Raw genomic sequence first — 19,338 nt, forward strand, 5'->3', positions numbered from 1 at the left:
TTTATAAATCGCATGAATATTAAAGCTATCTTATTGGTAACAAGCGCTCTTCTTATTTCTGCCTGCTCGCATTATATAGTGACCGCAAATCCAAATAATAGTGCTTTAAAAGCAGATGAAAAAGCGCAGAAAATTAAAGACATCTTTGAAGAAGCACATACAACTGGTGTTTTAGTTATTCAACAAGGTCAAACACAACAAAGCTATGGTAACGATCTTACTCGAGCTTCAACAGAGTACGTACCAGCTTCAACCTTTAAAATGCTTAATGCTTTAATCGGCCTTGAGCACCATAAGGTAACCACAACAGAAATATTCAAATGGGATGGAAAAAAGCGACTCTTTCCTGAATGGGAAAAGGATATGACACTAGGCGATGCTATGAAGGCTTCTGCTATTCCAGTTTATCAAGATTTAGCTCGTCGTATTGGACTTGAGCTCATGTCTGCTGAGGTAAAACGTGTAGATTATGGCAATACTAATATTGGCACCCAAGTCGATAATTTTTGGCTTGTCGGCCCTTTAAAAATTACACCTCAACAAGAAGCACAATTTGCCTATAGGTTAGCTAACAAAACCCTTCCATTTAGTCAAAATGTACAAGAACAAGTTCAATCCATGCTTTTCATAGAAGAAAAAAATGGAAATAAAATATACGCAAAAAGTGGCTGGGGATGGGATGTAGACCCACAAGTGGGTTGGTTAACTGGCTGGGTGATCCAACCTAAAGGGAATATTGTAGCGTTCTCTCTCAATTTAGAAATGAAAAAAGGAATACCTAGCTCTGTTCGAAAAGAGATTACTTATAAAAGCTTAGAACAATTAGGTATTTTATAAACCTACGCTATGCCCCAGTTCAGTTTTTCTTATATTGAACTGAGCCATTGTCTAACAAAAAATTTGATAATTTACCCATCAACAGGTTCAAATGGTGTATTTAAAATTAACTGATAAAAAGCAGCGTCTAACCATTGTCCAAACTTAAAACCTACCTGTTTAAAAGTACCCGCATGTGTGAATCCCATTTTTTCATGGAGGCCTATACTGGCTTGATTTGTCGCATCAATACAACCAATGAGTACATGAAGCTGGGCTTCTTGAGCTCGCTGAATTAACGCTTGCATTAAAACTTTACTCAACCCACAGCCACGATGTTCATGATGAATATAGATACTATGCTCAACTGTATACTTATAAGCTGGAAAAGCTCTGAAAGTTCCCCAACTAGCAAATCCTAATAATTTACCCGATTCATTTATAACCCCAATGATAGGGAAATCATTTTCTCTCTTTACAGAAAACCAGGTTTGCATTGAAGCAAGCGAGCGCGGTACATAGTCATATAGGGCAGTAGAGTTAATAATTGCCTCATTGAGAATCTCTAATATTGCTGCTGCATGTTCTGCCTCATTACAGTCAATTAAGCGAAAATTAGAATCGAGGAAATAGTTCATAAAGCTTCCTTAAGAGCAGACACGAGTTGATTAGAGACGACTAAAATATAGCGCGCGACTTGTGATGAATTATTGCTGTATATAACAGGTTGATCTAATTGCATAGCCAAGCAATCCCCTTGACCTAATGCGTAAGAATTTTCACCTAATTGAATATCAATTTGCCCTTCAACTATCCAAAGTTGCTGTTGTACTACTTTAGAGCTTTCACTCATTTCATACGTAATTCGAGAATGAGGCGGGAATTCAATTTCAACAATTTGAAATGGTAGTTTTAAATTTGGTGGTGATACGGTACGGCGAACATACCCAGTTTCCGGATCTCGCCACTCAGCTTGTTCATTTCGGTGAATAAATGGTTGAGGAGATGAACTAGTTGCTTCGTTCGTGAAAATTTGAGTTAAGGGTACTTCAAGTCCATTGGCTAGTTTTTCAAGCACGACTGCTGTTGGACTCGTTTCCCCTCTTTCAATTAAAGAAATAGCTGAACGACTGACTTGGCATCGGGCTGCAAGTACGTCTAAAGTATACCCACGGGCTAAACGTAACTCTCGTATACGATGTGCAATTCGTATATTAATATCGTCCATTCATCAGACTCTATTCCACAATTATAGATAAGTATTCCACTAAAATAGAATTACATCAAATGATTTTAAAAATATAAATTGGTACGATAAAAACCGAAAAATAACCGTTCATCACAGCATTCTTTAAATTACCCATGCAGAACCGTTTTGGCTATGTAACAATACTCTCTAAACTATTTATACAAGTCTTCATATGGCATTGATTATTGGAATTGACCCAGGTTCACGCTTAACAGGTTATGGAATCATTGAAAAAGATGGTAGTAAACTGCGTTTTGTCGATGCCGGTACAATCCGAACAGAAACTCAAGAAATGCCAGAGCGCTTAAAGCGTATTTTCGCTGGCGTTGAGCGAATTGTGAAATTTCATGGCCCAACAGAAGCTGCTGTTGAACAAGTTTTTATGGCCCAAAACCCAGACTCTGCCTTAAAACTAGGACAAGCCCGTGGTGCAGCCATAGCCGCATTAGTTAATTTAGATTTACAGGTTGCAGAATATACTGCTCGTCAAATTAAACAATCTGTAGTGGGTTATGGCGCCGCAGATAAAGAACAAGTACAAATGATGGTTATGCGATTACTTAATCTGACCATTAAACCGCAATCCGATGCAGCCGATGCCCTTGCGGCTGCCATTTGCCATGCTCATGCATCGGGAAGTATGAGTAAGCTTTCGGTCTTAAATGCTTTAGGTGGTATGGCACGTGGACGGAGCCGCTCGAGTAGCCGTAGACGTTAAAGCTTTATTGATTCACGACTTGAGTAATTGCCTGATTCATTTCATAAGCTTGTAAACCACGCATGCCGTGTTTTGCAAGTTCATCACCTGCTTGGGCATGCAGAGTCACTATCTCATGTAATGCAATACCTTTGTGGAACTGGGCTTTTAAGCTCGCGATCATACCTGCTAATACATCCCCCATTCCACCAGTTCCCATACCAGCATTACCTTGGGTACACATGTACAAGTTATTCTCTAAAATTAAGCTACCAACCCCTTTAAGCACCCATTGACCCATATATTTTTGTTGCAACGCATAAATTGCAGCAATTCGGTCATTTTCAATTTCCGCTGTAGAAGAACCCAGTAAGGTAGCAGCTTCTCCTGGATGAGGCGTCGCATAAACGTGTGCACCCAATTTTTCAGGCTGCTTGGCAAGAAACCATAAAGCATCTGCATCTAAAACAGTTTCTAGATGTGTACTCTGATTTAATAAATTAAACCATTGCTGATAAATTTGCTGTGCCCATTCATCACGGCCCAGTCCCATTCCAAAACATACTGCATCGACTTGAGACAAAATATCTTTGATGTCCTTTTCTTCGAGCTCATTAATATCACGGAGCATAATATTAGGAGCTCGTGACAAAATGGCCTGATGGTGGTTGCGATGACAAATCACAGTCACTTTACCTGCCCCCGCATGAAAAGCAGCTTCAGCAGCCATAATGACAGCGCCACCCATTTGCTCATGCCCACCGATCACCAAAACATGTCCATAACTTCCTTTATGCCCAAAAGCCATACGTTTAGGAAGTTTAATACTTATAGGTGTTAAATAAGCTAAAGGTTTTAGCTCTTGATCTACCGGAATCAAATTAATTAAATGAACTTGCCCTACGTACTCTTTACCTTGCCCAGTAAATAATCCTGCCTTAAGACCTAAAACAGCAAAAGTATGGTCAGCTTTTATTGCTGAAGGTAAGACACGTCCTGTATTTGCATGCAAACCACTTGGTATATCAATCGAGATTTTTAGTCCAACTTGTTCATTAAATTGTTGAATAGCATTTTGCCAATCATCATTTAACTGACGGTTTAAACCAATCCCAAATAATGCGTCAATATGGCAATCAAAGGTTTTACTCACCTCGAAACTTTGGTGAACCTGAACATCATTTTCCTTCGCAAAATCGACGGCATGTTGTAAATCAGTTGAGTCGCCCGACTCAGCCGCAAATATCTCTACATGAAATCCAGCTTGTTTTAAATAACTTGCTATAAAATAGCCATCACCTGCGTTATTACCCTGTCCGCACCAGACGGCAATATTCTTAAGATTTTGGTTTTCAAAAATTGCGATGAGCTGTTGAGTGATTGACCAAGCTGCCTGCTGCATTAAGCCTAATGATGAGTTTTGTGCAGCAAACCAGCGCTGCTCCCATGCTCGAATATCATCGCTATGGTAAACTACCGCCTGCATATTATTATCCTCTTGCATTTTGGTTTATGACATCTTCCGACACATCACGCATTGCAGTGCAACAACTTGATCCTCATGAATTAAAAGCATGGATCAAAGCTCAAGCATTAGACTTGGGTTTTGCTGATTGTGTCATCGCAAAACCAGATGCTCAAGAGCAAATGCCACGTTTTTTAGAGTATCTTGAACGTGGTTATCATGCAGATATGACTTATCTAGAAGAAAACCTAGAAAAGCGAGCTGATCCGACCTTATTAGTTCCGGGCACAAAAAGTATTATTTGCGTACGTATGAATTATTTGGTGGAATCGCCAAAGCCACGATATGTACCACTTGAACCGAACTCAGCCATTATCGCCCGATATGCACGTGGCCGTGATTACCATAAGGTGATGCGTGGTAGATTGAAAACTTTAGCAACACGAATTCGTGAAAAAGTAGGAGATTTTGAGTCACGCCCTTTTGCTGACTCGGCGCCTATATTTGAAAAATCACTAGCTGAAAGTGCTGGAATGGGTTGGACGGGTAAACATACTTTGCTCATTCATAAAAAGTCGGGTTCTTTTTTCGTTTTAGGTGAATTGTTTACATCACTCGACCTACCTTTTGACGAACCTGCAACAGCACATTGTGGCTCTTGTAGCGCGTGTATCGACATTTGTCCAACGCAAGCGATTGTCGAACCTTATATGCTCGATGCTAGACGTTGTATTGCATACCTAACTATCGAATATAAAGGAATTATTGCTGAAGAACTGCGTGCAGGTATTGGTAACCGAATTTTTGGTTGTGATGACTGTCAGTTAATCTGCCCTTGGAATAGCTTTGCAAAAAAAGCTTCTATTACCGATTTCGACCCTAGACATGGTTTAGATAACATTAGTCTGCTCGAGATTTGGCAGTGGGATGAAGCTACTTTTTTAGCCAATACCGAAGGTAGTCCAATACGTCGCACAGGTTATCAATCATTTAAACGCAATATCGCTATTGGAATGGGTAATGCGCCATATTCAGAAGAAATTGTAGATCAACTACACAAAGGCAAAAATTTACATGACGAAATCGTCAATGTGCATATTGATTGGGCAATTGAGCAGCAACTTAATCAACTTCAGCTATCAAATTAAAAAAATGATGTTTTTTGCCCTATAGCTTTAATACGAATTCTGTATGATTATGTACAGTGAATTAATGCCATCATCATGGATATGACAATGACTCTACGTAATGATTGGACTCGTGAAGAAATCCAAGCTCTATATGAACAACCTTTTTTGGATTTAGTTTTTAAGGCTCAACAAGTACACCGTGAGCACTTCACTGCCAATACAATTCAGGTCAGCACCCTTTTATCGATTAAAACGGGTAAATGTCCTGAAGATTGCAAATATTGCTCTCAATCTGCACATTACGATTCAAAATTAGAAGCAGAAAAACGTATTGCTGTTGAAAAAGTAATTAGCGAAGCAAAAGCTGCAAAAGATTCAGGTTCTTCTCGTTTTTGTATGGGCGCTGCTTGGCGTAACCCACATGAACGCGATATGCCGTATGTTTTAGAAATGGTACGTGAAGTTAAAGCATTAGGTATGGAAACCTGTATGACTTTAGGTATGCTTAACCAATCACAAGCAGAACGCCTAAAAGATGCTGGTCTAGATTATTACAACCACAACCTTGATACTTCTCGTGAGTACTATTCTCACATTATTAGTACTCGTACTTTTGATGACCGTTTAAATACTTTGGACTATGTGCGTCAAGCAGGTATGAAAGTATGTAGTGGTGGTATTGTTGGTTTAGGTGAAAGCCGTGAAGATCGTATCGGCCTATTGCATGAACTAGCGACCTTACCTATTCATCCAGAATCTGTGCCAATTAACATGCTAGTTCCAATTGAAGGTACACCACTAGCTGATGTTGAAAAACTAGATGTCATTGAGTGGATTCGTACAATTGCTGTAGCACGTATTGTTATGCCACATAGCTATATCCGTTTATCAGCAGGTCGTGAATCCTTAAGTGATTCAGATCAAGCTTTAGCATTTATGGCTGGTGCGAACTCTCTGTTCTCGGGTGATAAATTGCTTACCACTCCAAATGCAGGTGAAGGTAAAGACCAAGCATTATTTAACAAACTTGGTTTAACTGCTGAAAAGCCAAAACCAACTGTTTCTGATTTATCAGTAGATGCAATGAGTGCTTAACAGCATCAAGAATAGAAAAGCCCTGATCATTCAGGGCTTTTCCATTTATACAGAAGTGACTAATATTCCATAAGTAGCATTCAGAAAGGTTCCAACTCGAATAATATCCCTACCTGCCGCATGTGTAACCGATAATTCTTGGCTCAATACATCAAACTGAAAAGATTCAAAAACATCTTGGTGGTTTAAAAGCCATAGAATGGTATCTGAAATATTTTCATCCGCGATATAAGTCAAAGCTTTATAGTCTTTGCTCATGAATAACTCTAATAAAAAAACCAAGTAAATTTTATCCGAGATATTCAGAGCTTAAAAGAAATTTCCTTAGGCAGCTTTAGGGTTTACCAATGAGTGACCTGACAACAAGCTAGTTAACGCCTTAGGTGAAAACTCTAAAGAAAGTACATGACTTTTTAAGTTGATTGAGTATCTGCTAATCAGTGGCAACAGCCCTTCTTCAGTTTCTAGAACATACTCATCAACAATATTTAAAATGCCTTCTAAATTCGTTGTACTAGATGCCAAGTCATGGCTAAAGACATCATAAATTGTTTGTAAGTTAAACGTCGTATTCTGTTCTGTAGGATGTTTAAGTAAATAGTCTTTTAAAAATAAGACTAATTTATGAGCAAAGAAAAAATAATTTGGTTTATAACTGTATTTCATGCTGTTCATGGAAACAAACTCCAGACGATCTTTTATTGAATTACAACTAAAACACTAGGAATTAAACCTTAAAAAATTCTTAAAAAAATAAATATCTTTAAGCAATATAAACAAAACAATTTTATCATTAAAAAACAATTACTTAAATAAATAAGGAAACATACATTTTATATTTCTTTTTAAAGAAAAACTTAAATTAATTAAATTCAACAACTTAAATTAAACTCATTATCAATTTATTTTAAATAAAATAAATTTAATGTATTTTACCAAATGGTATAAATCACAATTAAAATAAACTTATTTATTAAAAAATAATCAATCAAAATATATAAAAATATAATGTTATTCTTGTTTTTTAATTGAAAGGTGCTATATTTCCACCGCACTACTTGATCAGAATAAAAGCACTGAAAAGTAAGCAATCTATACTTATAGGATATTTCGGGGATTTCATGAAAAAATTTATTTTTATAGCGACAGCTACGCTTTTTAATATTACAGCAGCACAAGCAGCGGACGGTACAATTACTATTAATGGTTTAGTAACTGATAATACTTGTACAATTGATACAGGTGATAAAAACCTTACTGTGAATTTACCTACAGTATCATCTCAATCTTTAAAAAATGCAGGTGATGTTGCTGGTCGCACTCCTTTTCAAATCAATTTAACCAATTGTGCTTCAGCTGGAAAAGTTGCGACTTATTTTGAACCAGGCGCAACTGTCGATTTTAATACTGGCCGCTTATTAAACCAAGCTACCTCTGGTGCAGCTGCTAATGTCAATATTCAACTATTAGGGAGCAATAATGCAGTAATTCCTGTACTTGCTAAAGGAATTTCAGGTGCACAGGATAACTCTCAATGGGTAAATGTTTCTGCTGGTGGTAATGCTGATCTTAATTATTATGCTGAATATTATGCGACTGGTGCATCTACTGCTGGTACTGTAACTTCACAAGTAAAATACACGATTATTTATCAATAATTTAAAACCAGCTTCTATTATTAAATAGAAGCTATATCTCATCTATTATTTGTTATTGAGAATATGACTCATGCTTTTTCGTGGTCGTAAATTTTTTTGGGGAATGGCTTGTCTTCAAGCCGTAATTGCTACTACAGGACATGCTGAAATAGTACTTCATGGTACACGTGTAATATACCCATCGGACGCCCGAGAAGTCAGCTTACAGCTCAGCAATAATGGTACAGCTCCTTCTCTTGTTCAAGCTTGGATTGATGACGGAAATGCTAAATCGACTCCCGATGAGTCGAATGTACCCTTTATTATTACACCTCCTATTTCACGCATCGAACCATCTAAAGGTCAAACTTTACGAATTACTGCGCTACCCAATGCGTCTCAATTAAACCAAAATAAAGAAAGTGTTTTCTGGCTTAATGTATTAGATATTCCCCCAAGACCAGAAGGGAAAAAACAAGAAAATAATGAAGCATTACCTAATAATTTTCTTCAATTAGCGATTCGTTCACGAATTAAATTCTTTTATCGACCAGTAAATTTAAAAGAAAATATTGATACTTTTAGTGAAAAAATCCAGTGGGTAAAAAACGGGGAAACATTGCTTATTAAAAACCCTACTCCCTTTTACATTACAATAAGCTCAATTTTTCAAGAACAGAATCATCAAAAAACAGACTTATTAAAACAAGGTCTGATGATTGCTCCATTTTCAGAAGATCAGATAAAACTTAAAAATAGCAATATAACGAATATGAGCTTTGTTTATATAAATGATTACGGCGGGCGAATTGAAAAAACAATAAAGTTCTAAACCTATCTATCTTTTTAAAAACTTAAACACCTATTTATGAATAGGCATAAAGACTATGTCAGAATGGTTCATGCTCAGCACATGCTTTAAAAAGCGCACTAGTTATTATCTAGTATTAAGCATAGCGATTAATGTGCCCTTAGTCGCATATGCATCAGATAATATGAGTGGGCAAAATATACTAAAAGCAGACTTTGATACTAACTTTTTAGTAGGAAATGCACAGAAAATCGACATTGGTCGATTTAAATACGGCAATCCTATTTTACCGGGCGAATATAGTCTTGATGTATATATTAATGGACAATGGTTAGGTAAAAGAAAGTTTGTTTTTAAAACTACAAGTTCCAATGAAAATGCAAAAACCTGTTTTACCGCAGATATGCTTTTAGAATATGGGGTTAAATCAGAAATTCTTCATCGGGAAGCAAATAATTTACCTACCTGTAGTGATTTAGAAAAATGGGTCAACGATGCTTTTTATCAATTTGATACTTCTCGTTTAAGACTTGATATTTCGATCCCTCAAGTTGCTTTACAAAAAAATGCTCAAGGATACGTCGACCTACGTTTATGGGATCGTGGTATAAACGCTGCTTTTTTTGCATACAATGCTTCTGCCTACCGTATTGTAAGTAATGACCATGAAACAAATCATGCTTTTATGGGTACAAATGTCGGGATAAATCTCTATGACTGGCAGTTACGCCATACTGGGCAGTGGAAATGGCAAGATCATAACGAAATCTCAGAAAAGACTTCTTCCTATACATCAAATAATACTTATGCCCAAAAAGCATTTCCTAAGCTTAATAGTGTTGTTACTTTAGGTGATTACTTTACCAATAGTAATTTTTTTGATGCCCTACCTTATCGTGGAATTAACATATCAAGTGATGACCGCATGCTGCCTAACAGTATGCTTGGATATGCTCCACAAATTCGGGGTTATGCAAAGACCAATGCGAAAGTTGAAGTACGCCAACAGGGAAATTTAATTTATCAAGCTACTGTTACACCCGGAAGTTTTGAAATTAACGATCTTTACCCGACAGGTTTTGGTGGTGAACTACAAGTTTCTATATACGAGACCAATGGAGAGATTCAAAAGTTCTCTATTCCCTACGCTTCTGTAGTAGAGATGCTACGCCCAAAGATGAGCCGTTATTCTTTTACTCTGGGACAGTTTAGAGATGCCAATATCAATTTAAATCCATGGCTGGTACAAGGGAAATATCAAAGAGGCATTAATAACTATTTAACAAGTTATGCAGGGTTTCAGGCAACCGAGCACTACCAGTCTTTTCTCATAGGTAGCGCATTTGCAACTCCAATTGGTGCAATTGCATTTGATGCAACTCAATCGAATGCTGATTTTGACCAAAAGCCTACACTTAAAGGGCAAAGTTACCGTTTAAGTTATAATCGATTATTTACGCCAACGAATACAAATTTAACTTTGGCAACCTACAGATACTCAACCGAAAATTATTTAAAATTAAGAGATTCAATTTTAATTCAAGATTTACAACAACGAAATATCGATAGTTTTTCTGTAGGTAAACAAAAAAGTGAATTTCAGGTCACATTAAATCAAAGTCTTCCACATCAATGGGGCAATTTTTATTTGGTAGGTTCATGGATTAGTTACTGGAATCAACCTCATCGTAATCAACAATTTCAATTTGGATATAGCAATCAATTTAGAGATTTAACCTACAGTATTTCCGCAATGACTCATGAGCTAGACTTAGAAAATCAACGGTCAGGTCATGAAACGCAATATTTATTGTCCCTATCTTTTCCACTTAAAATTAAGAAAAACACAATTAACTTTAATAGTTCTATTTCAGAAGATAGTAAGACTTTAGGGATGAGCGGTTATATCGGAAACCGTTTTGAATATGGCTCATCCATTTCATATCAAGATCAAGGTCAAACCAGCGCAAATATTAATGGTACCTACCGGACCAACTACACAACTGTAGGTGCATCATTTAGTCAATCCGACGCATATCAACAGGAAATGGTCAATTTAAACGGAAGTGTAGTTGCCCATTCTAAAGGTCTTTTATTTGGACCAGATCAAGTGCAAACCATGGTATTGGTCTATGCACCCGAAGCCACCGGTGCGCGAGTCGGCAACACGTCTGGTCTAAGCATTAATAAACAAGGTTATGCAGTTATTCCTTATGTTACCCCGTATCGTTTGAATGACATTAGCCTTGACCCTCAAGGAATGCCATCAAATGTTGAACTTTCAGAAACAAGTCACCGTATTGCACCTTATGCAGGATCAATAACCAAAGTCGATTTCTCAACAAAAACGGGGTACGCACTCTTTATTAATACCCAAACGCCTAATGGTGGTCATCTGCCATTCGCGGCACAAGTTTTTAACCAGAATAATGAAGTGGTTGGAATGGTAGCTCAAGGTAGTCGCATTTATTTACGTACTCCTCTGACCCATGATCATCTTTATGTGAAATGGGGAGAAAGTAATACCGAAGAATGTCAACTTGAATATGACATTCAATCAAAAATCTCACAGGAAAAACAATCAATTATTATGACAGAGGCAATCTGCAAATGAAAAAAATGCTTATACAGAGTGGCTTATTAATCACGAGTTTCTTTATTTATAACCAAGCCTATGCAAACTGTACTTTAAGTAAAGGTTTTACCACAGTGGATATTCCAATAACGATTGGTACCATTGTAGTTCGTCCGACCGATCCAATCGGGACAGTTCTACAAAAGAATACTTTTACCATTTCACCCAATAATTCTACTGCAACGTGTAACCGCCCCGGTGACCAAATTACAGCGGCTCTACCTCTAAATTATCCAATTAGTCCTATAGGCAATAATGTTTATGCTACAAATATTCCGGGTATAGGCATTCGAATTTACCGTGAAGTAACAGACTCTTCAAACGCTTCTGGCTATTACCCTTATAAACTTACATTGACGCCTCATACAACATATACACTTTCTCCAGGTTATATTGTCTTGGAAGTAATTAAAACCGCTGCCACTACAGGTTCTGGAGCATTAGTGGCTGGTCGTTATAGTACTTATTATGTAACAGGACAACAAAATCGCCCGTTCTTAACAACCACAGTATTAGGAAGTGCACCTATTCTCATTGCATCATCATCTTGTGAAATCCAAAATGGCGTAGATACGGTTGTCGAACTTCCTACTGTGACAAAATCAAGCTTTAGAGCTATCGGATCAACTCAAGGCGAGAAAAACTTTAACCTATCCATTCTGTGTAATGGTGGCGAAAATAACTCGGGTGTACCTACAAGTAACACATTAAGTTTAAGCTTTGACTATAATTCTGACACTTCAAACAGTCAGGTCATTAACAACAGCGCTGCTGAATCAACTAAAGCAAACGGCGTTGGTGTAGAGCTTCTATGGAATATGAACGGTGCAAACAACACGATTCAAAAAGGAAATAAACTAGGGATTGGTACTGTAGGCTCTAACCAAACCGTTCAATATGATGTCCCCTTAACTGCACGTTACTACCAAACTGCTGCCAATGTCACCGCTGGAGAAGTCAAAGCTAATGCCACAGTCACGATTCAATATGATTAGAATAGTTTTGGTACATTCTGAGTAATGACTCTGACCGGAACATAGTTAGATATATTGAATGAAAAAATTGTAGGAATAATTTTTAATTAATACTAAAAAAATAAATTTTAATATGAATTGTTTTTTAAATTTTACTAATAAATAAGCTAAAAAAATGCTCATAAGCGAATAAAGCTCATGAGCATTAGTGATAACCACTTAACCTGAAATACAAATTGTGGGAAATAGATCACAATTTGCATGACTATAATTTCAAAATTTAGCTTAAATATCAAGTCTTTTTTTTAACAAAAGTTTGATAAAACCATTTAACCGGTTAATTTTAAACAAAAATTAATTGAAAATAAAATTTAGACTTCCTATTCTACAGGCTTTCTAAAGAATTATCATTCTATTAATTAAGAAAATATGAATTTTATAGAGATTAATGTGAAATATAATTAAAAAATCTCTCAAGTAGATAGTTTGACATAAAAGCAAACCTTCATAGTATGTAACTCCATAAATTATAAAGCTTTACATAACCTATAAGAAAAAAAACATAAACAAATCTAGAAATATTCTTCAATTACAGCCTAACTTCAAGTTTTTACTATAAAATCGCATGCTTATTTTTTGGAAAATCTTTTGTATTTTATTATTAAGTTTAGGGGCTTTCGGAATTGGTATAGGTATTAGTCATTTAGATTTTTTCTTATTTTTTATTGGATTACTTTTTCTACTATGCTTTTTTCTAGCTTTAAAACAAGCACGAGAAGATGCAGGGATTTTTCCCGACGAATAAAGAATCTTTTTATTTGATAGATACATAAGGAAAAACAGAGTTAAAGAAAATTTAAAATTAAACTCTAAATGGTTCAAAACAATTTAAAAGAAAATCCATCACTACCCTTACCACAGGACTACTCCGTAGATCTTCGTGTATGACCAACCAAATTCCAGCGCTCATCGGATCATTATCGGGTAATTTTATCAAATTGCCTTGTTGACCTAAAAAGTCAGGTAGTACGGCTAAACCTACTCCCCCACATGTAGCTCTCCATTGCAACTCAGGATGATTAGTAACCATGAGCGGGTCTTTATTATTCAATTTCTCTTTTAATTTTTGTTGTTTCTGTCCATGTACACCACCGACCTCCACACTAATCCACTCATAATTTTCTTGGTTCGTTGAAGCCAAATAACTTGGGGTAGCATATATTCCAAAAGGGATTTCTCCGACTTTACGAGCCACTAAATATTCATCTTTAGGTCGTCCAAACCTTACAGCAATATCGGCCTCTCTATGCTGCAAAGATACATAATGAATATCCCCAAGTACACGCAGTTTTAATTGAGGATAATGATGATAAAACTTTCCGAGATGAGGCATGATTAAATGAGCAGCCGTTAACGGAGGCATACTAACAGAAACAGTCCCCGTAACTTCCTGCTGTCCAGCCAGAGCAAGCCGCTCAATAGAAAACGTCTCTTCCATCATACGTGCCACTACTTGGGCAAGCCGCTCGCCTTCCGATGTTAAAACGTAAGTCCGAGGTCTTCGATCAACTAATTTTAATTTTAAATTCTGTTCTAACTGAGCGATTCTTCTTGCAACAGTGGCATGGTCAACTCCTAACTTTCTTGCCGCAGCTGAAAGTGATTTTTCTTCAGAAAAAACCGAAAAATAATGTAAATTTTCCCAATCTATCATTGTGCAAATTTTCACATCAGAGATGAATTAATATGGAATTGTACACCTTTAAGTGATTACTCAGAATAGAGACATTCTTTTTCGGAGCCCTATCATGAATAAAACGATGGTTTATGCTTACACAGGTGTTGTAATAACGATGCTTTTTTGGGGCTCAGCATTTAATGCGATGTCTTATATTATCCAATCGATGCCTCCTCTTTCAGCAGCAGCTGAACGTTTTACGCTTGCAAGTCTTGGCTTATTTATTGTTTTTGCGGCCATGGGAAAATTGCGTTGGACCGTTTTACGGCAGAATTTATTTATCTATCTTCTTATTGGAATTATAGGTATTGCTGGTTTTAATATAGGCTGTTTCTATGGCTTACAAACCACATCAGCAGTCAACGGTGCTTTAATCATGGCAACTACGCCATTGATTACTCTTCTTTTAGCAATTTTGCTCGATGGAGAAAAATTAACACTTCCTAAATCTATTGGTGTTGTATTTGGCTTAAGTGGTGTGCTTTTCGTTATTAGCCATGGGCATATTTCAACGCTACTTCATTTAAAAATAGCAATCGGTGACTTATTCATCTTACTCGGTGGTATCAGCTTTTGTTTAGCCAATGTGTTATCACGCCGTTATGTAAAAAATGCTACGCCATTAGAAACTACCACTTTCTCTATGTTGTTCGGTGCTTTGACTTTAATCATATTAAGTCTAATTTTCGAACATCCATTTAAAGCGGTTGTTATGGCGCCTATTACTGCACACTTGGCAATGGGCTACGTCATTATCTGCTCTACCATGATTGCTTATTTATTTTGGTTTAATGGCATTCAAAAACTAGGCGCAGGCCGAGCATCAATCTTTTTTAATTTTGTTCCAGTTTTTAGTATGTTGGTGGCACTGTTGGCTGGTCAAGCTCTTAATATCTGGCAACTTATAGGGACTGCTTTAGTCATGTTAGGCGTGCTAAGTAGTGGAGGATTTATTCAAATCAAGCGTCCGACACTTATGGCTAAGCCTTGTACGAAATAGTGATCACACAAATTCATCTTAATTATTGCGTTGTAACAAAGAATGTATGTTTCTTTAAAACTTAACAATTGGTTGCCATATATAGTTTTAAAAACACAACAAGGAGAAATTAAGATGAATTTGGATTTTACAACAATCGAAAAACAGGCCAGATTGCTAAAAGAAGAGCAAGAGAAACTAGAACAGCAAGATCATGATTTTCAGTTAGCTTTAGATAAGCACAGAGAATCATTAAAAGACTTATTCAAAGAACTATTTCACGATCGAGAAATTAAAACAGAAAAAGGAGGTCAGTTTTGTGTCGTATTTGGTGATTTTAAAATCTCTTTACTGATTGAAACTGCCAAATTTGAAAATGGTGTACCCGTTAAATTAAACTCTGTGAACCCAATTATCGTTAAATTTAAGAAAGATAAACCCGTTGCAAAAGCTCAATTTTCTGATGCAACACAATATCTCGATAGCGCTTTTGAAACGCCCCACTATCAATACTATTATAAGCACGATGATAAAACTCAGTTAGTTCAATTTTCGGAACTACCTGTATTTTTTCAGGCCATTCTTGATGCAGAAGTCTGATGATCTGCCCTCATTAGAGGGCTTTTTTATAAGCTTAATTTACAGATTAAATCTTTTCATATTTATAAAATCAGTCACAACACCAGTTGAATTTTCACAGCACATCTAAATTTATGAGCCCACAAATTTTATAGCAATGATTTAAATAAACCCATTGCTTCTTTTTTAAATAACTTGTATATACATGTTTGTATTTGTTTGTACAAAATGGATTCTAATAAAAGAAAAGCTCTTAAAGGATAAGGAGAGTGTTATGGACTCATCAACTGGAACATCGAAAAGTGGGTTTGTTGAAAACCGAAGTATTGACTTTATTCCTGAAAATGAAAGGCATGGCAGTATATTCGCCCAATTTACGCTTTGGTTTGGTGCCAATTTACAGATTACAGCGATTGTCACGGGTGCTTTAGCCGTCGTATTAGGTGGCGATGTATTTTGGTCAATCATTGGCCTCTTTATCGGACAATGTTTTGGTGCTGCTGTCATGGCTTTGCATGCAGCCCAAGGACCAAAACTTGGTCTCCCTCAAATGATTTCCAGTCGGGTTCAATTTGGAGTGTATGGTGCATGCATTCCCATTATTCTGGTTTGCCTAATGTATATTGGCTTTACCGCAACTGGTGAAGTACTGGCAGGTAAAGCAATTGCACACCTTGCACAAGTCAGTAATACGATAGGTATTTTAATTTATGCTTGTTTTATTATTGTATTTGCAACTATTGGCTATCGCTTAATTCACTGGGTAGGAAAAGTCGCAAGCGTTATCGGTTTAATTGCTTTTATTATTATCCTTACTCAAATTTTGGCTCTCTCGAATATTTCAGAATTGCTTGCGGTACGCCATTTTAGCTGGTCATCATTTTTACTAGCTGTTTCTCTTTCTGCTTCTTGGCAAATTTCGTTTGGGCCTTATGTTGCCGATTACTCTCGTTATTTACCTACAAAGACCTCTTCAAATCGGGTGTTTTGGGCGGTTGGACTCGGATCTTTAGTCGGTTCACAGATTTCTATGACGCTAGGTGTATTGATTGCTCAAGTATCGAATGGTGGTTTTGTCGGTAATGAAGTTCAGTATGTTGTAGGCATGAACCCTATCGCTCTCATAATTACTTTCTTATATTTTAGTATTGCATTTGGAAAGGTCACTTTATCCACACTCAATGCTTATGGCAGTTTTATGTGTATAGCGACCATTTGGAATAGTTTTAAACCAACTGGACAGATTTCAAAACTGACCCGACTTATCATTGTTCTTGCAATGGTTCTGATCTCGACATTTATTGCTGTTGTAGGTGAACATACCTTCTTAAGTGCATTCAAAGCTTTTATTTTATTTCTTTTGACATTTTTCATTCCTTGGAGTGCAATTAATTTAGTTGATTATTATTTTATTTCTAAAGAAGAATGTGATGTCGACGCACTATATGATCCAAATGGTAAATATGGACGCTGGAACACCATTGGTATAGCTTGTTATTTTATTGGCATATTACTTCAACTACCCTTTATCGATAGCAAATTTTACAAAGGACAAATTGCTCAAATGCTAGGTGGAGTTGATTTATCTTGGTTAGTTGGATTGTTATCAACTGCGCTTTTATATTATGTGTTAGCAAAAAGAGCTCAAATAAAGGTTTCAAAAAATCTTGAGCTTGAACAAATTAAATAATTTCAGATGAGATATCAAAGTTAACAGATCAGTACTTTGATATCTCTTAAATAGTTTCTTTTACTCTTGAACAATCTTTACCTGTGCAGAAGCAGGTAATCCAAATAATTTATCGAACGTCCAGTTAAATATAAATGTATAAATTGGAATGATGATAATAAAGGCAACATCTAGCCAGAATGCGGCAACGAGAGAAATATTCATCCACCATGCAATCAGCGGAATTAAGAACATCACCAAAGTGATCTGAAAACCGATCGCATGTCCGATTCTACGTTTAACCGTACGTGACTTATTTTCTTGGCGAGCTTCCCATTTTTCGTAAAGAATGTTGTAAATAAAGTTCCATGTTACCGCAATGGTCGTAATCATGACTGAGAGCGGACCAGTATGCTCTACACTATCGCCAGCGAGAAGAGCTAAACCAACCGATGAAATCACCATTCCAATAATTTCATATGAGGACACATAAACAATACGACGCTTTAAACCTTGCATAACCAATCATCTTTTCTTACTTCTTTTTATTTTAGTTTCAGTTAAAATCATACATAAAGTTAACAGCTTTCAGTTCTACTGATATCAAAATGAATTTTAATAGCGAAAATATAGAGCTTTTCTTAACTGTATTAGATACAGGATCTTTTTCGGCAGCGGCGCGTAAGTTAAATCGAGTACCATCAGCAGTGAGCATGGCTGTTGCCAATATCGAGGCAGAACTTGGTTATCCCCTGTTTGAACGTACTCACCGTAAAGTTATTCCTACTTCGGCAGCTTTAGCATTAGAACCTCAAGCAAGAATTATTGCTGAGCAACTTAGGCTATTAGGCACCCATGCCTATGAACTTTCATTAGGGCTTGAAAGTAAACTAAAAATTGGTGTTGTTTCAGATGCGAATACCGATTTACTTTTTAAAGCCATAAAGAAACTGGCTGACAAATTTCCCTTACTTAACATAGAGATTATTACAGCTCCACAAGACGATATTCTAAATTTGCTCTATACAGAAAATATTAGTCTTTGCCTTGCAGGTTCAGATCTCAATATAAAAATGCGTGAAAGTTTGCAATTGGTGATGAATGAAACTCTAGTCGCCACAATTTCTGCTCATCATCCACTTTTAGAACAAAAGAATAAGTTAATCTCTATCGAAGAATTAATTAATGTTCGGCAAATTGTGGTTGCAAGTAGTGAATTAAATATGCAGGACTCACGTTCCATCGTTGGGGCCATGTATTGGAAAACCAACAGTTTACAAACTGCCATTCATATGGTCGAGGCTGGTTTGGGATGGGGAAATTTTCCTTTATCTTTAATAAAAGAAAAAATTGAGCAAGGACATTTAGTTCAACTAGATTTTAAAAATACAAAAAATCATTTACCTTTATCTATCTATCTCATCTGGCTCCAAGATAAACCCTTATCAAAAGCAGCAAGAGAGCTTGTACAAATTATTCAAGCAAACTTATCTAATGCTGCTCATTAAAAACCGCCATATAGGCGGTTTTTCAGTGCTTATTTAGATTTATCAGCTTCGGCTTTATCATTCTTATGTTTATAACAATAGCCAAACATTGCACCTGCACTGAAGAAAAACATTGCTTTTAACATGATGACACTCCTATGCCTCGTTTAGTGAAAATTAAACTTAGCATTTAGGTATGTTTCACTTTGACTACTATTTAAATCAGTTTTGTTCATAATGAAAATTTACGTGTCAATTTTTTTCAATTTATTAAAAAAACACCTAAAAACTATTTAATTGATTTTATTAAATTAATTTTTTAAGAGATTTAGACTTTAGTTATCATTTAAAAACAAAGCAAAAAGCCTATTCATAGC

Annotated in this window: 20 protein-coding genes; 13 read left to right on the plus strand and 7 right to left on the minus strand. The window is 36.3% G+C overall.

Features of this window, described 5'->3' with window-relative positions; genetic code table 11:
• Positions 1–12: 12 nt before the first annotated feature.
• Entirely contained in the window at positions 13–837 is an 825-nt protein-coding gene (gene blaOXA, locus AC1PJ9_RS15780) for an OXA-51 family carbapenem-hydrolyzing class D beta-lactamase (RefSeq protein WP_311087782.1), read from the plus strand.
• Between the two features lie 71 nt (positions 838–908).
• Here blaOXA and AC1PJ9_RS15785 read toward each other — a convergent pair whose 3' ends face one another.
• Entirely contained in the window at positions 909–1,454 is a 546-nt protein-coding gene (locus AC1PJ9_RS15785; protein ID WP_311071387.1) for a GNAT family N-acetyltransferase, read from the minus strand.
• Positions 1,451–2,044 (minus strand): helix-turn-helix domain-containing protein, encoded by a 594-nt coding sequence (locus AC1PJ9_RS15790; protein WP_311071389.1) that lies wholly within the window; start codon positions 2,042–2,044, stop codon positions 1,451–1,453. Before AC1PJ9_RS15790 ends, AC1PJ9_RS15785 begins: the two co-directional genes overlap by 4 nt.
• Before the next feature lie 193 nt (positions 2,045–2,237).
• On the opposite strand from AC1PJ9_RS15790, the gene ruvC reads away from it, so the two are divergent.
• Positions 2,238–2,783 carry a crossover junction endodeoxyribonuclease RuvC gene (gene ruvC, locus AC1PJ9_RS15795; protein ID WP_002121356.1) on the plus strand — a complete coding sequence of 182 codons (546 nt, stop codon included), beginning with the start codon at positions 2,238–2,240 and terminating at the stop codon, positions 2,781–2,783.
• Positions 2,784–2,787: 4 nt separating this feature from the next.
• On the opposite strand, the gene AC1PJ9_RS15800 is transcribed toward ruvC, so the two are convergent.
• Positions 2,788–4,248, minus strand: coding sequence for an NAD(P)H-hydrate dehydratase (locus tag AC1PJ9_RS15800; protein ID WP_311087783.1), 1,461 nt, complete (start codon positions 4,246–4,248; stop codon positions 2,788–2,790).
• A gap of 26 nt (positions 4,249–4,274) precedes the next feature.
• On the opposite strand from AC1PJ9_RS15800, the gene queG reads away from it, so the two are divergent.
• Both queG and bioB read left to right on the plus strand, forming a co-directional pair.
• Positions 4,275–5,375, plus strand: coding sequence for a tRNA epoxyqueuosine(34) reductase QueG (gene queG, locus AC1PJ9_RS15805; RefSeq protein ID WP_311071393.1), 1,101 nt, complete (start codon positions 4,275–4,277; stop codon positions 5,373–5,375).
• A gap of 87 nt (positions 5,376–5,462) precedes the next feature.
• Complete coding sequence (gene bioB, locus AC1PJ9_RS15810) at positions 5,463–6,452, plus strand: biotin synthase BioB (RefSeq protein ID WP_002049782.1); 990 nt, start codon at positions 5,463–5,465, stop codon at positions 6,450–6,452.
• Positions 6,453–6,497: 45 nt separating this feature from the next.
• Here the strand turns inward: bioB and AC1PJ9_RS15815 are convergent, their stop codons facing one another.
• Together AC1PJ9_RS15815 and AC1PJ9_RS15820 are read right to left on the minus strand one after the other, a co-directional pair.
• Positions 6,498–6,710, minus strand: a complete 213-nt coding sequence (locus AC1PJ9_RS15815) for a hypothetical protein (RefSeq protein WP_002050123.1) — start codon at positions 6,708–6,710, stop codon at positions 6,498–6,500.
• Positions 6,711–6,776: 66 nt separating this feature from the next.
• A complete protein-coding gene (locus AC1PJ9_RS15820; protein ID WP_311087784.1) occupies positions 6,777–7,127 on the minus strand; it encodes a hypothetical protein in 351 nt (116 codons plus the stop codon).
• A 446-nt stretch (positions 7,128–7,573) separates the two neighbouring features.
• Here AC1PJ9_RS15820 and AC1PJ9_RS15825 point away from each other — a divergent pair, with 446 nt between their 5' ends.
• The 5 genes from AC1PJ9_RS15825 (at position 7,574) to AC1PJ9_RS15845 (ending at position 13,314) form a co-directional block, all read left to right on the plus strand.
• Entirely contained in the window at positions 7,574–8,110 is a 537-nt protein-coding gene (locus AC1PJ9_RS15825; RefSeq protein ID WP_311071398.1) for a fimbrial protein, read from the plus strand.
• 70 nt (positions 8,111–8,180) lie between these two features.
• Complete coding sequence (locus AC1PJ9_RS15830) at positions 8,181–8,921, plus strand: fimbrial biogenesis chaperone (protein ID WP_263613552.1); 741 nt, start codon at positions 8,181–8,183, stop codon at positions 8,919–8,921.
• Positions 8,922–8,976: 55 nt separating this feature from the next.
• Positions 8,977–11,514, plus strand: a complete 2,538-nt coding sequence (locus AC1PJ9_RS15835) for a fimbria/pilus outer membrane usher protein (protein WP_311087785.1) — start codon at positions 8,977–8,979, stop codon at positions 11,512–11,514.
• A complete protein-coding gene (locus AC1PJ9_RS15840) occupies positions 11,511–12,530 on the plus strand; it encodes a fimbrial protein (protein WP_311071403.1) in 1,020 nt (339 codons plus the stop codon). The genes AC1PJ9_RS15835 and AC1PJ9_RS15840 overlap by 4 nt, the downstream gene beginning before the upstream one ends.
• Positions 12,531–13,134: 604 nt before the next feature.
• Positions 13,135–13,314: a hypothetical protein gene (locus tag AC1PJ9_RS15845; RefSeq protein ID WP_263613549.1), complete on the plus strand. Its 180-nt coding sequence runs from the start codon at positions 13,135–13,137 to the stop codon at positions 13,312–13,314.
• A gap of 57 nt (positions 13,315–13,371) precedes the next feature.
• Here AC1PJ9_RS15845 and AC1PJ9_RS15850 read toward each other — a convergent pair whose 3' ends face one another.
• A complete protein-coding gene (locus AC1PJ9_RS15850; protein WP_311087786.1) occupies positions 13,372–14,223 on the minus strand; it encodes a LysR family transcriptional regulator in 852 nt (283 codons plus the stop codon).
• 94 nt (positions 14,224–14,317) lie between these two features.
• Here AC1PJ9_RS15850 and AC1PJ9_RS15855 point away from each other — a divergent pair, with 94 nt between their 5' ends.
• From AC1PJ9_RS15855 to AC1PJ9_RS15865, 3 genes are all read left to right on the plus strand, one after another.
• Positions 14,318–15,247, plus strand: coding sequence for a DMT family transporter (locus AC1PJ9_RS15855; protein ID WP_311087787.1), 930 nt, complete (start codon positions 14,318–14,320; stop codon positions 15,245–15,247).
• A gap of 114 nt (positions 15,248–15,361) precedes the next feature.
• Positions 15,362–15,826: a hypothetical protein gene (locus tag AC1PJ9_RS15860; protein WP_263613546.1), complete on the plus strand. Its 465-nt coding sequence runs from the start codon at positions 15,362–15,364 to the stop codon at positions 15,824–15,826.
• A gap of 253 nt (positions 15,827–16,079) precedes the next feature.
• Positions 16,080–17,495 (plus strand): purine-cytosine permease family protein, encoded by a 1,416-nt coding sequence (locus AC1PJ9_RS15865; RefSeq protein ID WP_263613545.1) that lies wholly within the window; start codon positions 16,080–16,082, stop codon positions 17,493–17,495.
• 60 nt (positions 17,496–17,555) lie between these two features.
• Here AC1PJ9_RS15865 and AC1PJ9_RS15870 read toward each other — a convergent pair whose 3' ends face one another.
• Positions 17,556–17,993 (minus strand): PACE efflux transporter, encoded by a 438-nt coding sequence (locus tag AC1PJ9_RS15870; protein ID WP_263613544.1) that lies wholly within the window; start codon positions 17,991–17,993, stop codon positions 17,556–17,558.
• Positions 17,994–18,082: 89 nt separating this feature from the next.
• On the opposite strand from AC1PJ9_RS15870, the gene AC1PJ9_RS15875 reads away from it, so the two are divergent.
• Positions 18,083–18,982: a LysR family transcriptional regulator gene (locus tag AC1PJ9_RS15875; RefSeq protein ID WP_263613543.1), complete on the plus strand. Its 900-nt coding sequence runs from the start codon at positions 18,083–18,085 to the stop codon at positions 18,980–18,982.
• Positions 18,983–19,338: the final 356 nt, after the last annotated feature.

It is taken from the genome of Acinetobacter sp. 70_2 (genome assembly GCF_056736115.1).

Coding starts and splice junctions, on each gene's coding strand:
- AC1PJ9_RS15790 (WP_311071389.1), bottom strand. CDS start 2,044: ATGGACGATATTAATATACGAATTGCACATCGTATACGAGAGTTACGT.
- AC1PJ9_RS15820 (WP_311087784.1), bottom strand. CDS start 7,127: ATGAACAGCATGAAATACAGTTATAAACCAAATTATTTTTTCTTTGCT.
- bioB (WP_002049782.1), top strand. CDS start 5,463: ATGACTCTACGTAATGATTGGACTCGTGAAGAAATCCAAGCTCTATAT.
- AC1PJ9_RS15825 (WP_311071398.1), top strand. CDS start 7,574: ATGAAAAAATTTATTTTTATAGCGACAGCTACGCTTTTTAATATTACA.
- AC1PJ9_RS15855 (WP_311087787.1), top strand. CDS start 14,318: ATGAATAAAACGATGGTTTATGCTTACACAGGTGTTGTAATAACGATG.
- queG (WP_311071393.1), top strand. CDS start 4,275: ATGACATCTTCCGACACATCACGCATTGCAGTGCAACAACTTGATCCT.
- AC1PJ9_RS15850 (WP_311087786.1), bottom strand. CDS start 14,223: ATGATAGATTGGGAAAATTTACATTATTTTTCGGTTTTTTCTGAAGAA.
- AC1PJ9_RS15865 (WP_263613545.1), top strand. CDS start 16,080: ATGGACTCATCAACTGGAACATCGAAAAGTGGGTTTGTTGAAAACCGA.
- AC1PJ9_RS15835 (WP_311087785.1), top strand. CDS start 8,977: ATGTCAGAATGGTTCATGCTCAGCACATGCTTTAAAAAGCGCACTAGT.
- AC1PJ9_RS15845 (WP_263613549.1), top strand. CDS start 13,135: ATGCTTATTTTTTGGAAAATCTTTTGTATTTTATTATTAAGTTTAGGG.
- AC1PJ9_RS15860 (WP_263613546.1), top strand. CDS start 15,362: ATGAATTTGGATTTTACAACAATCGAAAAACAGGCCAGATTGCTAAAA.
- AC1PJ9_RS15870 (WP_263613544.1), bottom strand. CDS start 17,993: ATGCAAGGTTTAAAGCGTCGTATTGTTTATGTGTCCTCATATGAAATT.
- AC1PJ9_RS15785 (WP_311071387.1), bottom strand. CDS start 1,454: ATGAACTATTTCCTCGATTCTAATTTTCGCTTAATTGACTGTAATGAG.
- blaOXA (WP_311087782.1), top strand. CDS start 13: ATGAATATTAAAGCTATCTTATTGGTAACAAGCGCTCTTCTTATTTCT.
- AC1PJ9_RS15875 (WP_263613543.1), top strand. CDS start 18,083: ATGAATTTTAATAGCGAAAATATAGAGCTTTTCTTAACTGTATTAGAT.
- ruvC (WP_002121356.1), top strand. CDS start 2,238: ATGGCATTGATTATTGGAATTGACCCAGGTTCACGCTTAACAGGTTAT.
- AC1PJ9_RS15800 (WP_311087783.1), bottom strand. CDS start 4,248: ATGCAGGCGGTAGTTTACCATAGCGATGATATTCGAGCATGGGAGCAG.
- AC1PJ9_RS15815 (WP_002050123.1), bottom strand. CDS start 6,710: ATGAGCAAAGACTATAAAGCTTTGACTTATATCGCGGATGAAAATATT.
- AC1PJ9_RS15840 (WP_311071403.1), top strand. CDS start 11,511: ATGAAAAAAATGCTTATACAGAGTGGCTTATTAATCACGAGTTTCTTT.
- AC1PJ9_RS15830 (WP_263613552.1), top strand. CDS start 8,181: ATGCTTTTTCGTGGTCGTAAATTTTTTTGGGGAATGGCTTGTCTTCAA.